The organism is Sphingobium sp. TomTYG75, assembly GCF_054771635.1.
On record NZ_BSRE01000002.1, the window covers coordinates 422,501 to 436,430 of the forward strand.

At 62.0% G+C, this 13,930-nt stretch carries 11 protein-coding genes (1 of these 11 only partly in view); 7 read left to right on the top strand and 4 right to left on the bottom strand.

The genetic code is table 11. The features are described 5' to 3' along the window. The 3 genes from ACYU81_RS15635 to ACYU81_RS15645 all read left to right on the top strand — a co-directional run. A protein-coding gene (locus tag ACYU81_RS15635) for an AAA family ATPase (protein ID WP_449469649.1) crosses the window boundary here: on the top strand, window positions 1-609 show its 3' portion. 588 nt of this gene lie to the left of the window's left edge; the window shows 609 of its 1,197 coding nt (coding positions 589-1,197); the start codon falls outside the window, past its left edge; it ends in the stop codon at window positions 607-609. 218 nt (window positions 610-827) lie between these two features. Then, on the top strand, window positions 828-1,919 hold the full coding sequence (locus tag ACYU81_RS15640) for a ParB/RepB/Spo0J family partition protein (RefSeq protein WP_460988529.1): 1,092 nt from the start codon (window positions 828-830) through the stop codon (window positions 1,917-1,919). Window positions 1,920-2,130: 211 nt separating this feature from the next. Further along, window positions 2,131-3,336, top strand: a complete 1,206-nt coding sequence (locus ACYU81_RS15645) for a replication initiator protein A (protein ID WP_460988530.1) — start codon at window positions 2,131-2,133, stop codon at window positions 3,334-3,336. A gap of 421 nt (window positions 3,337-3,757) precedes the next feature. On the opposite strand, the gene ACYU81_RS15650 is transcribed toward ACYU81_RS15645, so the two are convergent. Continuing rightward, on the bottom strand, window positions 3,758-4,654 hold the full coding sequence (locus ACYU81_RS15650) for a hypothetical protein (RefSeq protein ID WP_460988531.1): 897 nt from the start codon (window positions 4,652-4,654) through the stop codon (window positions 3,758-3,760). Between the two features lie 225 nt (window positions 4,655-4,879). Here ACYU81_RS15650 and htpG point away from each other — a divergent pair, with 225 nt between their 5' ends. Next, window positions 4,880-6,760 (top strand): molecular chaperone HtpG, encoded by a 1,881-nt coding sequence (gene htpG, locus ACYU81_RS15655; protein ID WP_460988532.1) that lies wholly within the window; start codon window positions 4,880-4,882, stop codon window positions 6,758-6,760. A gap of 43 nt (window positions 6,761-6,803) precedes the next feature. Here the strand turns inward: htpG and ACYU81_RS15660 are convergent, their stop codons facing one another. Then, entirely contained in the window at window positions 6,804-7,193 is a 390-nt protein-coding gene (locus tag ACYU81_RS15660) for a nuclear transport factor 2 family protein (RefSeq protein ID WP_460988533.1), read from the bottom strand. A gap of 300 nt (window positions 7,194-7,493) precedes the next feature. Here ACYU81_RS15660 and ACYU81_RS15665 point away from each other — a divergent pair, with 300 nt between their 5' ends. Together ACYU81_RS15665 and ACYU81_RS15670 are read left to right on the top strand one after the other, a co-directional pair. Next, the gene (locus ACYU81_RS15665) at window positions 7,494-8,996 is read left to right on the top strand and encodes an ATPase domain-containing protein (protein ID WP_460988534.1); all 1,503 of its coding nucleotides are present in this window, start codon (window positions 7,494-7,496) and stop codon (window positions 8,994-8,996) included. Then, window positions 8,989-11,082 carry a hybrid sensor histidine kinase/response regulator gene (locus tag ACYU81_RS15670; protein WP_460988535.1) on the top strand — a complete coding sequence of 698 codons (2,094 nt, stop codon included), beginning with the start codon at window positions 8,989-8,991 and terminating at the stop codon, window positions 11,080-11,082. The genes ACYU81_RS15665 and ACYU81_RS15670 overlap by 8 nt, the downstream gene beginning before the upstream one ends. Before the next feature lie 179 nt (window positions 11,083-11,261). On the opposite strand, the gene ACYU81_RS15675 is transcribed toward ACYU81_RS15670, so the two are convergent. Beyond that, the gene (locus ACYU81_RS15675; protein WP_449469633.1) at window positions 11,262-11,468 is read right to left on the bottom strand and encodes a DUF3606 domain-containing protein; all 207 of its coding nucleotides are present in this window, start codon (window positions 11,466-11,468) and stop codon (window positions 11,262-11,264) included. Between the two features lie 346 nt (window positions 11,469-11,814). Here ACYU81_RS15675 and ACYU81_RS15680 point away from each other — a divergent pair, with 346 nt between their 5' ends. Next, entirely contained in the window at window positions 11,815-12,612 is a 798-nt protein-coding gene (locus ACYU81_RS15680) for a universal stress protein (RefSeq protein ID WP_460988536.1), read from the top strand. A 43-nt stretch (window positions 12,613-12,655) separates the two neighbouring features. On the opposite strand, the gene ACYU81_RS15685 is transcribed toward ACYU81_RS15680, so the two are convergent. Next, on the bottom strand, window positions 12,656-13,903 hold the full coding sequence (locus ACYU81_RS15685; protein ID WP_460988537.1) for an MgtC/SapB family protein: 1,248 nt from the start codon (window positions 13,901-13,903) through the stop codon (window positions 12,656-12,658). Between the last annotated feature and the right edge of the window lie 27 nt (window positions 13,904-13,930).

A 13,930-nucleotide genomic window follows, 5' to 3' on the forward strand; every position in this document is an offset into this window, starting at 1 on the left:
CTATTCGACGTGGAATATGAGCTGGCGGCGGCGGGCAGCGACGGCGGCTCCGTCCTGGCGGCGCGGTTCCGCAAGCTGAAACAGGGCTTGATGGACCTCGCCCGCCATTATGATGTGGTGCTGCTCGATCCCCCGCCAGCGCTCGGTACGATCAGCCTTGCGGTGATGCAGGCGGCCAACGCCCTGCTGGTCCCGCTCGCCGCGACGACGCCGGACTTCTGTTCGACCGTCCAGTTCCTCTCGATGATGGATCAGGTCATCAAGCAGCTGCAAACCGCTGGCATAGAGGTCGACTATCAGTTTATCCGCCTGCTCTGCTCGAAATTCGACAGCAATGATCCCAGCCATTCGATGGTCCGCGCGATCATGGAGCAGAGCTTCGGCCCTGCCCTTCTCCCCGTGCCCATCCTCGACAGTGCGGAAATCAGCCATGCCGCGCTGCGCATGATGACCGTGTACGAACTGGAAAAGCCGATCGGCACGCCACGCACTCACAAGCGCTGCCGCGCCAATCTCGACGAAGCCATGGGCCAGATCGAAGCGCTCGTCCGCCAAAGCTGGGGCCGCGTCGCTCCCGCGCGTGAGGAGGACATCGTCAATGCGGCTTGATTTCACGCGGAGACGCGGAGATGCGGAGGGCACGCACAGCGCCGCAGGCAAATTTGCCGATGCGAGGCTTCAGCTTGACGCTGTCGCCTGCGTTGAAAAAGGGGCTGCGCCGCTCACACACCCTCTCCGCGCCTCTGCGCCTCTGCGCGAACAAAAATCAAAGCTGTCCTACACAGACATGTTCACCATATGTTCCCCGCGAATCGGAGGACAAGCCCATGGCGCGTAAGCAATCGGATTATCTGGCAGCCCTTTTGTCAGACGAGGCGGAAAGCCCCGCCCCCGTTCCAGCGGCCGACAGCCCGCCTGTTGCCCAGGCCGAAACGTCGTCCCCCTCCCCTGCCCCGGCTCGCCCCGAACGCGCACGCGGCGCGACACTGCTCGGCCGCGAAACCGCGCTTGCCCGGCTCGCCTCAGGCGAGGTGCGGCAGGTCACGCAATTGCTGCTCGATCCAGCAAAGGTTCGTATCTGGCGCGGCAACGCCCGGCTTTACTCCCATCTGACTGAGGACAATTGCCGCGAACTGATCGACTCCATCATCGCGGAGGGCGGGCAAAAAGTGCCCGCCGTCATCCGCCGTGTCGAAGGCGATCCGGACCATGATTATGAAGTGATCGCGGGCACGCGCCGCCACTTCTCGATCAGCTGGCTGCGGGCACACAGCTATCCCGACATGATGTTCGTGGCGCAGGTAGCCCAGTTGGACGATGAAGCGGCCTTCCGCCTCGCCGATCTGGAAAACCGCGCGCGCAAGGACGTCACCGACCTGGAACGCGCGCGCAACTATGCCGAAGCGCTGGGCGCCCATTATGGCAGCCACCTCACGCGCATGGCCGAACGGCTCAAGCTCTCCAAGGGCTGGCTGAGCAAGATGATCAAGGTCGCGGGCATTCCTGACTACATCATCGACGCCTTCCCTTCGCCCGGCGACGTCCAGCTAAAGCCCGCTTATCCGCTGGCACAGGCGCTGGATGATCCTGCTGCTGCCCCGGCCATCAACGCAGAGGCCGCGCGGCTCATCACGACACAACGGGAACGCCGTTACGCGGGCGCACCGCTCCTCCCCGCTGCCGAAGTCTTGAAGCGCCTGCTCGACGCGCCGCGCGTAGCCGTGTCGGAACCGAAGGAAGAGCCCTTCACCTGGACCACGCGCTACGGCCGCCCCGCCCTCACCGTGCAGTCGGTCAACCGCCAGGGCATCACCATCCGCTTCCACGCAGGCTCGGGGGCGGACATGGCAACGCTGGCGACCGCGCTCCGCGACACGCTCGAACATCTTGAGCGGCAGGGAATGGGTCTACAGCAGTGACAGGCTCGGGGGGGCACAACAGCATCGCGACACAGGGGACGGGCATCTTGCCCGCCCTGATGTCACGCGCTGTTTCCCCGGGGAAACAGGAAAGGTCCGGATTGGGCCACCCTCCCCTCTCCTCCCGCAGACTTCATTCTTTCGCACTAATTCCATCCCCGTTTCCCCGGGGAAACACCCTCGCCACCCTGCCCTTGCCAAGGAGCCGCCCATGACGCGCACCGGCAAGGCCGAGCTTACCGATCAGTTTGAGCTGTTCCTCCCCTATATCGCGGACATGCCGCTGCGCGACCAGCGCGAGATGATGGAGCGCCCCTTCTTCAGCCTCGCCAAGTCGAAGCGCGTCAAACCGATCGATTATACCTCCCCCGACGGCAAAGCCTGGGTCCATGTGTCCGCCAATCCCGATTACGGCATGGCGACCATCTGGGATGCCGACATCCTCATCTATTGCGCCTCGGTTCTGGCCGACATGGCCCGGCGCGGCATCAATGACGTGCCGCGCAAACTGCATCTCATGCCTTATGACCTGCTGCGCGCCATTCATCGCCCGACCACCGGCCGCGCCTATGAATTGCTCGGCCAGTCGCTCGACCGTCTGGTGTCCACCACGATCAAGACCAACATCCGCGCCGAAAACCGCCGCGAAGCGACCTTCAGCTGGCTCGATGGCTGGACCCAGCTTGTCGATGAACGCACCGAACGCTCGCGCGGCATGACCATTGAACTCAGCAACTGGTTCTACGAAGGCGTGTTGATGCAGGGCGGTGTCCTGTCCATCGATCGCGCCTATTTCGACCTGACGGGGGGACGCGAACGCTGGCTGTACAAGGTCGCGCGCAAACATGCTGGCGGGGCAGGGGAGGGGGGCTTCTCCATATCCATGCCAACCCTGTTCGAAAAGTCTGGCGCGGAAGGCGCATATCGCCGCTTCAAGTTCGAGATCGCCAAGATCGCCGAACGTGACCCATTGCCCGGCTACACATTATTGCTCGAACAGCCCCAGGGTAAGCGCGAGCCATCGCTACGCATGAGCCGCCGGTCGGCCGAAGCCCCACGCGCCTCAAACGACGCCCCATCCAAGAAAGTGGGCATCGCACCCAAGGTCGCGGCTCTGAACGGTACGCTCGCTTCCACCAGCAAAAGTCCAGCGGCCGATCCGCAACCCTTTCTCGACGCCGGGGATGTCATCCGCCGCACGGTCACCAGCCTTTCCTCCCGCGCGACCGCTGGCGAACTCACCGACGCAACCCTCGCCACGCTGCGCACCGAATGTCCAGGTTGGGACTATCAGTCCCTCCATCAGGATTTCCGCAACTGGCTCGACGCTGACCCGACGCGCACGCCGGTCAACTACCAGAAAGCCTTCATCGGCTTCGTGCGCCGTTTCCATGAAAAGAACCGCCACCGCCTTTGACGTTTCGGCCCAAAAGGCCCCCTCGTCAGTCCGGCCTTGCTCGTTAGCGCATAAGCGTTCCCGAAGTGTCGGTTGCTCCACAATGTGTTCGGCGCCTGATTTCCCGAACCTACAGCCGCGTTCATTTCATCCACAGCTTTTGAACGACATTAAGCGGCCGACCATTGCAACTGATTCAATCCCTGCTGAAATCCCCACCTTATCCGGACGCCATCGACACTCCGGGAACGGCCAACGCTCCTTCAGGAACGATCCCCCGACACATCAGGAACACCAGCCTCGACACTCCGGGAACGAAAGCCCGACCTTTCGGGAACAGCCCGGTTCGCCCGACTCGCCTATCCCCGCCACTTTTGCCGCATCCCACGCAGGCTTAACTCTCTAACTTTCTACTAAACCCTATAACCAGAAGGAGATTCTTCTAGTTTTTGGAAGGAAGAGAAGAAGCGAGCTGCGACACCAATTTGGTCGCTCCTTGATGGGAGATGCCGAGCAGGCGCGCGATCGCCACCTTGCTCAAACCTGGATAGGCCAGTTCCAACCGCATCAGCAGGGGCGCCTTGCTCCGCTTCGTCACTGGCAGCTCTTCGGGCAGCTTCTTGAGCCGCGCCTCCAGTCGGTTAAGTTCCGCCAACCCTTGCGCGGCCTGCCGTCCGATCATTTCGATCAGCTGCCCCGTCAGCGTCCTTATATCCGCGCCGGGAAATCGGGGCAGATCAACGAAGGACGGCAGTCGCCGTGCCGTCAACCCGCACGCCTCTAGTGCCGCCGGGATGTGCGCCGCCACCACCCATCCCAAATCTGTCCGACGGGGATCAATGTGCAACTGCCGTCCATCCGCCGTCGTCAGCAATTGCCCCTCGCTCATAGGCGCCGCTAGGCCCTCCCGCGCCGCGATGAGGCGCCCCGCCACCTCTTCCACGCCCGTTGAAGGGTAGGGGGCCTCCACAACCGCCTGAACCGCCCGCCAGGCCGGGCCGAAGCGCACCAGATCGTCTGATGCCCAGATCTCCGCCTCTTTCCTGTCGTCCAGCAGCTGGCGTGATATGTTCAGCGTCGCCCGCGCGATCGGATCCCGCTCACCCTCGCTCGCCGAAAGCACGAAATGAACCAGCGCCGCGATCGACAAGGGGTCGTTCAGCCCCTCGCTATGGCGGGGTGGGGGCGTCCGCCCGCAAATCCAGTCCTGCAAATCTCCGACGGAAATGGGCACCGACGCGACACTGGCCAGCGCGGCAGCCCCTTTAAGGCGCGACCGGGCAAGCCAGATGTCGGTGGCCGGACTGTTGGCAAGCCGCCCATCAAGCCTCCCCAGCAAAAGAAAGGCCTGCTCCGAAGACGATGAAAAATCCAGCATTTCCGGGCTATATCAGCATATTTGATGTAACCAAACACATATGTTGGTTACACATGCTTTTCCCCATTCCAAACGCGATTAATTCACCTTCTCATTCATGAATTGAACCCCATCCAGCTTGAAACCCGCCGCTCCCCGCGCCATCTGTCCGGCGGCCAATTCATTGGAGGGCATGAAAGAAACGCCATGACGAACCCGACCGACGCTGCTCCTGAAACCCGTTCCTTCGAAGCTGACGTAGCCAAATTGCTGCACCTGATGGTGCACTCGGTCTATTCGGACAAGGATGTGTTCCTGCGCGAACTCATCTCCAACGCCGCCGACGCCTGCGAAAAGCTGCGCTATGAAAGCCTGAGCAATCCCGCGCTCGCCGCTGGCGGCAGCCCGCAAGTGACGGTGACGCTCGATCCCGACGCCCGTCAGCTCATGATCGAGGATAATGGCATCGGCATGAGTGAGGGCGAACTTGTCGAAGCGCTCGGCACCATCGCCCGTTCGGGCACGAAGGCATTCATGGAACGCGTCGCCAGCGCCAAGGACGCGGAAGGCACGCAGTTGATCGGCCAATTCGGCGTCGGCTTCTATTCCGCCTTCATGGTCGCCGATCGCGTCGACGTCCTATCCCGCCGCGCAGGCTCGGACCAGGCGGCGCGCTGGTCGTCGGATGGCCTTGGCACCTATACCGTCCAGCCCGCCGAAACAGCCGAGGCGCCGGACCACGGCACCCGCGTCATCCTGCATCTGAAGGAAGACGCCGCGTCCTACACCGAACGCTATCGCGTCCAGCAGATCATCAAGGATCAGTCCGGCCATGTGCCCGTGCCGATCTTCCTCAAGGAGAAGCCCGATGCCGAACCCGAGCAGATCGCGGATGGCGCGGCGCTCTGGACCAAGCCCAAGAGCGAGATCAGCGCGGAGGAATATACCGATTTCTACCGCAGCGTCGCCGGTCAGTTCGACCAGCCCGCGCTGACGCTGCACTATCGGGCCGAGGGTCTGCATGAATATTCCGTGCTGGCCTTCATCCCCGAAATGAAGCCGTTCGACCTGTTCGATCCCGATCGCGCCGGCCGCATGAAGCTCTACGTCCGCCGCGTCTTCATCACCGACGAGGCCGAGATATTGCCGCGCTACCTGCGCTTCGTACGCGGCCTGGTGGACTCCAGCGACCTGCCGCTTAACGTGTCGCGCGAAATGATCCAGCAAAGCCCCGTTCTGGCGGCGATCCAGAAAGGCGTCAGCAACCGCATCCTCACCGAACTTGAAAAGCTCTCCGCCAATGATGGCGAAGCCTATATCAAATTCTGGGACAATTTCGGCGCGGTGCTGAAGGAAGGGCTGTACGAGGACTTCGCCCGCCGCGAGCAGTTGCTCGGCCTGGCCCGCTTCAAATCCACTGCTTCGACCGATAGCTGGCGCTCTCTGAAGGATTATGCCGAGGGCATGAAGAAGAACCAGACGGCGATCTACTACGCCACCGGCTCTGATCTCGACCGCCTTGCGTCCTCGCCGCAGCTCGAAGGCTTCCGCGCGCGCGGCATTGAGGTGCTGCTGCTTACTGATCAGGTGGACAGCTTCTGGGTCACCGCTGGCGTCGATTATGATGGCAAGCCCTTTAAATCGGTGACGCAGGGCCTTGCCGACCTCAGCCTCATGCCCCTGCCCGAAGGCGAGACGGCCGCGCCCGCTGCGTCGGAGGAAGTCAGCAGCTTCATCGACTTTGCGAAGGAGCTGCTGAAGGATCAGGTTTCCGACGTCCGCGTGTCCGAGCGGCTGACCGAAAGCCCGGTCTGCCTCGTCGCGGCGGAGCATGGCATGGATCGCCAGCTGGAAAAGCTGCTGGCGGCCGCCGGTCGCGGTGGCGGGGCTTCGGCGCCTGTGCTAGAACTCAACCCGCGCCACAGCCTGATCGTCCGGCTGAGCGGCCTTCAGGACGATAATAGCCTGCGCGAAGATGCCGCCTGGCTGCTGCTGGACGAGGCGCGGATTGCCGATGGCGAATTGCCCACCGATCCGCGCGCCTTTGCCGAACGGCTTGGCCGGATCATGGCGAAGGCTCTAGACTGACGACTTTCGGCTGGCCCGGCCTTGTCCGCCGGGCCAACCAACATCAGGCGAGCGTCACGAAGATTTCCGCCTCGATCAGCCACTCGTCCCGAAGCTTGCGCCATTTCGCACTGTAGATGCCGGACGCGGTCGGCTCCTGCGCGTCCGCTGCCACACCCTTCCATTCGCCCTGTTCCATCGCCATCGGTTCGATCGGCGAGACGGTGATGCTAGTGGGCATCCGGACATAGATGGTGCGCTCGGCCGACGCGAACTCGCGCTTCCATGCCATCAGCTGCGCCTTCCGGCTGCTGATCACTCCGCTATCACTACCGGTCACCAGTATCGCGGCGGGTGACAGCAGCGGGCCTATCGCGCTCAGGTCCATCTCCGCCAACGCCCGGTTGAATGCCGCGCGCCGTATTCGGATCGCAAGGTCGCAGGATTGGGTCACTCTTCTATTCCGATCAGCAGTGGCTGTGTCAGCCGCCTATGATCCAGCCCCGTAGCCGCTGCAAGGAAGCGGTGTGGAGTCAATCCGGCCGACACCCACCCCGATGGCACCGACACATCCCTGCGCCTCACGACGCGCCCGGTCGTTAAGCCATTGCAATGAAGATGCAACCGCCGGGATATTGCGGCGTTATAGCTGCATGATTTTGCGGTGCGGTGCGTCTGATCCTGCTTTGGCAGGCGATGGATTTTGTGACTTTGATCGATATGCTGACGGCCGTGCTGACGGAGGCATGGTTGAATGACAGGAATTTTTGATCGCGTTTCGACGGGCAATTCAGGGCTCGATCTGGTGCTGGGGGGAGGTCTGCCTGCCCAAAGACTGTATCTTCTCGAAGGCGCTCCCGGATCAGGAAAGACGACGCTCGCGCTGCAATTCCTGCTCGAAGGCGTGGCGGCGGGCGAGCCAGTCCTCTACGTGACGCTGTCGGAAACCAGCGAAGAATTATCGGTCGTCGCTGCCTCGCACGGCTGGGACCTGAACAACGTCAACCTCTTCGAACTTGCTTCTGCCGATTCAGTGCTGGGCATAGGACGGGACCAGTCGATCCTGCACAGCTGGGAAATGGAATTGGGCGGCACCATCGAACTGATCCGGGAAGAGGTGCAACGGTTGAAACCCCGTCGCATCGTGTTCGACAGCCTGTCCGAATTGCGGCTTCTGGCGCAGGACCCGCTCCGCTACCGGCGCCAGCTTCTGTTCCTCAAACAATTTTTCGCGCAGATCGACACCACGGTTCTGCTCGTGGACGACCTGACGGGCGGCGCGGGTATCCGCGACAATCACCTGCACAGCCTTTGCCATGGAGTGATAACGCTCGAGCGGCTGACGCTTGATTTCGGTGCGGCGCGGCGGCGCATGCAAATCCAGAAGATGCGCGGCGTCGATTTCGTCGCCGGTTATCACGACATGATCATCCGGAAGGGTGGCATCGACATATTCCCCCGTCTCATCGCGTCCGACCATCATGCGCCGTTCGTCGGCGAACCGATTGCCAGCAAGGTTCCGGAGCTCGACGCCATTCTGGACGGCGGCCCCCAACGCGGTACCAGCACGCTCATCACTGGTCCTGCGGGCGCGGGCAAAACGACGCTGGCCCTGCAATATGTCATCGCCGCCTGCGAACGCGGCGAAAATGCGGTGATATACGAATTTGATGAGCGCATCGGAACGCTCATTACCCGGGCGCGATTGTTCGGAACGGATCTACAGGCTTTGATGGACGACGGCCGCCTTGTCATCCGCCAGATCGATCCGGCAGAGGTCGCGCCCGGCGAATTCGCCGCCATGGTCAGGCAGGAAGTGGAGGAGCGAAATTCACGCATCATCCTGATCGACAGCCTCAACGGCTATCTGGCCGCCATGCCTCAGGAACAGCAGCTGATCCTGCAATTGCACGAACTTCTGTCTTACCTCAGCCACCGGGGCGTCGTGACCTTGCTTGTCAATCCACAGCAGGGTTTCTTCGGGTCGATGCGAACCGATGAGCTGAATGTGTCCTACATCGCGGACATCGTCATCCTACTGCGCTTTTTCGAGGCAGAGGGGCGCATCCGGAAGGCATTGTCGGTCATCAAGCACCGCAGCGGCGCGCATGAAGACTCCATCCGCGAATTCAGGATCGACGCCCATGGCGTTCGCGTCGGCGCGCCGCTCTCCGATTTCAGGGGCGTGTTGACCGGAACGCCGGAATATCTGGGAGCCTCTACACCACTGATGGAGGATCGCGACGGCCGTGCATAAGGCCGCGACATCCTTAACCCTCCGGGTCATCGTCAGCGCACCCTATGGCAGCGACGCCGACAGCGTGACGCGGCTGCTGCGGGGGGAGGGGCATCGGGTCCAAATCTGCCCCACCTTGACGGAGGTGGCCGACGCGATCGATGAGCAGACGGGCGTCGCGCTGGTCACGGAAGAAGCGTTGTTCACTGACCTTGGCCCCCTGCACCGCGCGCTGGATGCGCAGCCTGCATGGTCGGATGTTCCCTTCATACTGCTCGCCGGACGGCAGGCGGGCCGTTTTGCTTCCAGCGAGGCCATCAGACGCCGACTGCCCGATAACGCGCTCAGCGTCATCCTGCTGGAACGCCCGGTCAGCGGGGAATCACTGATCAGCGCTGTCGCGTCGGGCATAAGGGCCCGGCAGAAACAATTGCAGATCCGCGACCAGTTCGCGGCCATCGATGCGGAACGCGGCCGCCTCAATACATTGCTCGAAAATCTTCCGGTCGGCGTCGCGTTCATAAACACCGACGGCAGCACACTGCTTTCCAACCCCGCATTCCGCCGCTTCCTGCCCAGCGGAGACATCCCCGCCCGGCTGCCTGACGGGGAGGACCGGTGGGAAGGCTATGAAGAGGATGGAAGCCGTATCACGCGGGATCGCTTCGCGACGATGCGCGCTCTGAAGGGCGAGCAGGTGCGGGGAATCGAGTTTCTGCATCACCCGACAGAAGGTCCTTCGGTTTGGACCCGGGTAAGCGGCGTGCCGTTACTCGACCCCGGCAGCTCACGGGTCACCGGCTCGATTTCAGTGATTGTCGATATAGACGAGCAGAAGAGGAGCCAGCAGGCGCTCGCGGAGGCGGCCCAGCGGCTGGAGCAGGAGGTTGATGCCCGCACGCGCGAATTGCGGGAGGCGCTGCTGCGATTGGAAGCCGAGGCGGAAGAACGCGCCCGGGCCGAGGAAGCGTTGCGCCAGGCGCAGAAGATGGAGGCGGTCGGTCAATTGACCGGCGGGATCGCGCATGACTTCAACAATATGCTGACGGGCATCATTGGAGCCATCGACATCCTGAAGCGTCGGATTTCCAGTGGCCGACTGGACGACCTTGATCGCTTCATGGATGCCGCCAGCACGTCGGCGCAGCGCGCGGCGGCGCTGACGTCCCGATTACTCGCCTTTTCCCGGCGGCAATCGCTCGACAGCCGCCCCACCGACGTCTGCAAGCTCATTCATTCGCTGGAGGACCTGCTCCGCCGCACCATGAATGAATCGATCGAGGTGGAAATCCTTTCCTCCCCCCCGTTGCCGACGGCGCTGGTGGACGCCAATCAGCTGGAAAGCGCGATCATCAACCTTGCGATCAATGCCCGCGACGCGATGCCTGACGGCGGCCGACTGACGCTGTCATGTGAAGAGGTGGAGCTGGATGCGGAGTGTTGCGCGCGCAATCCAGGCATCACGCCGGGCCGCTATATCATGGTTGGGGTGTCTGACACCGGCGTCGGCATCGATGACGACACACTGGACAAGGTGTTCGATCCCTTCTTCACGACCAAACCGATCGGGCAGGGCACGGGTCTCGGCCTGTCGATGGTCTATGGTTTCGCCAAGCAGTCGAATGGCCTGGTGCGCATCAATTCGACGGTGGGCGAAGGGACGGTGGTCAGGATATTCCTGCCGGTCGCGGAACAACAAGTTGAAACCGAATCCGTCGAACATGCTGCCATTCATCATGGCGACGGCCAGTCGGTGCTACTGGTCGAAGATGATGACTCCGTCCGGCTCCTCGTGCGCGATGTGCTTGAGGAATTGGGCTACAAGGCGACCGAGGCCGCCGACGGACAGCAGGCGGTGCGCATATTGGAGTCCGGGCGGCGTTTCGACCTTCTGATCTCCGATGTTGGCTTGCCGGGAATGAACGGGCGGCAATTGGCGGAAATCGCGCGAGCGCATTTGCCCGACCTGCCCATCCTGTTTGTGACGGGCTATGCGGAAGGGGCCGCCGTGCGGGGCGGCTTCCTATCCAACAACATGCAGATGATCACCAAGCCATTTCAGATCGAAATGCTCTCCGCTCGCATCCGCGAAATGCTGGAAAGCTAGCCCGTCAACTCCGGGAACGCCCCGTCTGCGACTAGTGAGCGGCTGGGACGTCTACCTGATCGGGGCAGGGTTTTGTAGAAGCAGGCATGTCGGCTATCGGCGGGAAAAATCGCCAATTCAAGGCGATCCGCCCGTCTTGTGTTACGGGGCAGTGGCGGGTCGATGCGGTTCATGGCACGTCAGCGGTTTCGACCGATATAGTCGGCTACCGCATTAACGCTATGGCCGACCTTTTCCACCGCTTCCTCCAATTGGCGCCGAGATGTCTGAAAACGCTGAGACCAATATTGCACCTCCATATCCTCCTTCAGCGACACATGTTTCAGGTCGCGGGGAACGGGCGGGGATGTGCTCTCGACTTGAGGTTGCGGACCTATCGTGGACATGGCGATCTATCTTCCTAACGAGAGCTGCGGCTTTCGAACGCGCGGTGGTGTTCCGAAAGCCTAGCCTCGGTGCAGCTATTGGCGCTGGTGCTCTATCTCTCTGGTAAGAGCGAGCGCGGCAGGATGATGTTCCAGTACCACTGGTAAAGTCCATAACCTGCATTATGCGGCAGGGATTCATCGCGGCTGAGGACAAGTCGGCGGCGGGGCTCCCCTTGGGTCAACAAAAGGAGCAGGCGGCCGGTTTATGAGGCAAGAAAGGCGACGCTGCCGCTTCTAAGTATGTTTCCCCATACCTGCTATAGATGACGCGCCTTAACCTGATGCCTTTGTCGAGGAGGCTATGATGAAGAATATTCTTCTCCTGGTACATGATGATGAGGGTCAGGAAGCTCGACTGCAAGCGGCACTGGATTTGACCCGTGCCCTCGGCGGCCATCTTCAATGCATCGATGTCACGCCATTTCCGGTCATAGCCGGCGATCTTTATGCAGGTTTTGGCGAAACCGCTGTCATGCTTGATGAGCGCCAGAGCGAAGCCCGGAACAAGACAAAGATCAGCGCTCGCCTCGCCAAAGAGGATGTGAGTTGGGACTGGGTCGACATCACAGGGGAGATAGCAAGCTGCCTCCTGAAGGAGGCCGCGCTTGCGGACATTGTCGTCCTCAATCGGCAATTGGACAGTTATCCCCTTCCAGACATGCGGACGATCGTCGGCCAGGTGCTGATGCACGCCCGGGTCCCGGTGCTAGCCGTGCCACAAGAGGTCAATGGCTTCAGCATCAAACGGGCATTGCTCGCTTGGGATGGCCATCCTTCATGCATCGCAACGATGCGAGCCTGCACGCCTTTGCTTGCGCTGGCGGAGGAGGTCGAAGTGCTGACCATAAAGGACGGCTCGATTCAGGCTGAACCTAGTGACGCTGCCCGATATCTCTCGCGTCACAATGTGCACGCGAGCATTCGGGTTCTCAACGATCGCCTTCATCCTGCGGACGCGATAATCGAGGAAGAGGCCGAACAATGGAGGGCGGATTATATTATCATGGGCGCCTATGGCCGCGGAAGGATCATGGAAACATTCGGTGGCGTGACACGGCGTCTGCTTACCCGCAGTAAACGGCCTTTGATACTCGGCCACTGAGCTGGTGCCAGCGCTCCGTCCCATGTTGCGCGTGGCGGGAAAGTCAGCCGATCGCGATCCAGGCGGCAAGGCTCGCCGCCGCCGCTGCAAGAGCGGCGAACAGCGGTATTGCGGCTCTCATGCCGCCGTGGCCCCAACCGATGCCCACCGTCATGACCGCTTTGGCCAAAGTGTTGGCCAGAACCGCGCCGCCCAGTACGAAGCCAGCGGTTTGATCGTCGATCGTATGTGGGGGGAGGCCCGCCATCGTCATCACGGCTGCATCGACGTCCGATATCCCGGTGAGAGTCAGGACGACTGCCATGCCCTCTTGCCCAAAATGTTCCAACGCCCAACGCGCGGCGAGCGACAATCCCGCGACAAGGGCAGCCAGCAGAAGCGCAGGGGTAAAGCCCAGGGGATTGGCGACCGCGGCTCCGTTGCCGCCCTTGCCGTGGGCACGCCATGCGGTCAGGGCGAACGCGACGGCTACAAGTGCTGCCGGAGCCATGGTCAGTGCCAGAGACGGCAGCGCGCGGGGAACGAGGACAAGCGCCACCAACTGCACCCTGACGAACATCACGATTGATGCGACCGCAATGCCTGCCGTCAGCAATCCTCGGCCATCGGGTTCGTCGCGGAGCCGCCTGGCATAATCGGCGGTGACGGCGGTGGACGACACAATGGCCCCGGTAAGCGCGACCAGCAACACGCCGCGATCGCGGCCGAAGCGCCTGGAGATGGCATAACCGGCGAAGGACAGTCCCATCACGAAGACGACCACCATCCAGATCTTCCTGGGGTTCCAGGCGTCGTAAGGGCCATAGGAGGCATCTGGCAGTAGCGGCAGGATGACGAGAGACACCAGCAGGAAGCGGGACACACCCTCAATCTCGCTCTCATCCATTCCCCGGAGCAAAGCGTGCATCGATTGCCGTGAGCTCAGGATCGCAAAGATCGCCGCACCTGTTGCCAGGCCTAGAGCAGGGGAGAGGCGAGTGGCGCAGAAACCGGCGCCGAAGGTCAGCAGGCCCGCCAGCGTTGTGGTTGCGGACAGATGATCCTGATCGGCGCTTCGGCTGTAGCCGACCGTTAGCACGGCCGCGACGCCCAGGCCCAGGGCAGCGGCGACCATGTCGGGGGCAAGGCCACCGAGCCCCCCAAGCAACCCGATCAGCCCGAAGGTGCGAAAGCCCGCGACCCGTCGACCCTTGCCGAAGTTCCGCTGTGTCCAGCCGCGCTCCATCCCTACAAGCAGGCCCACTGCGATCGATGCGATCAGGGAAAGATAGGGGTGAGCGATATTGAACATGGGTTTAGCTAGCCTAAGCGCATCGGA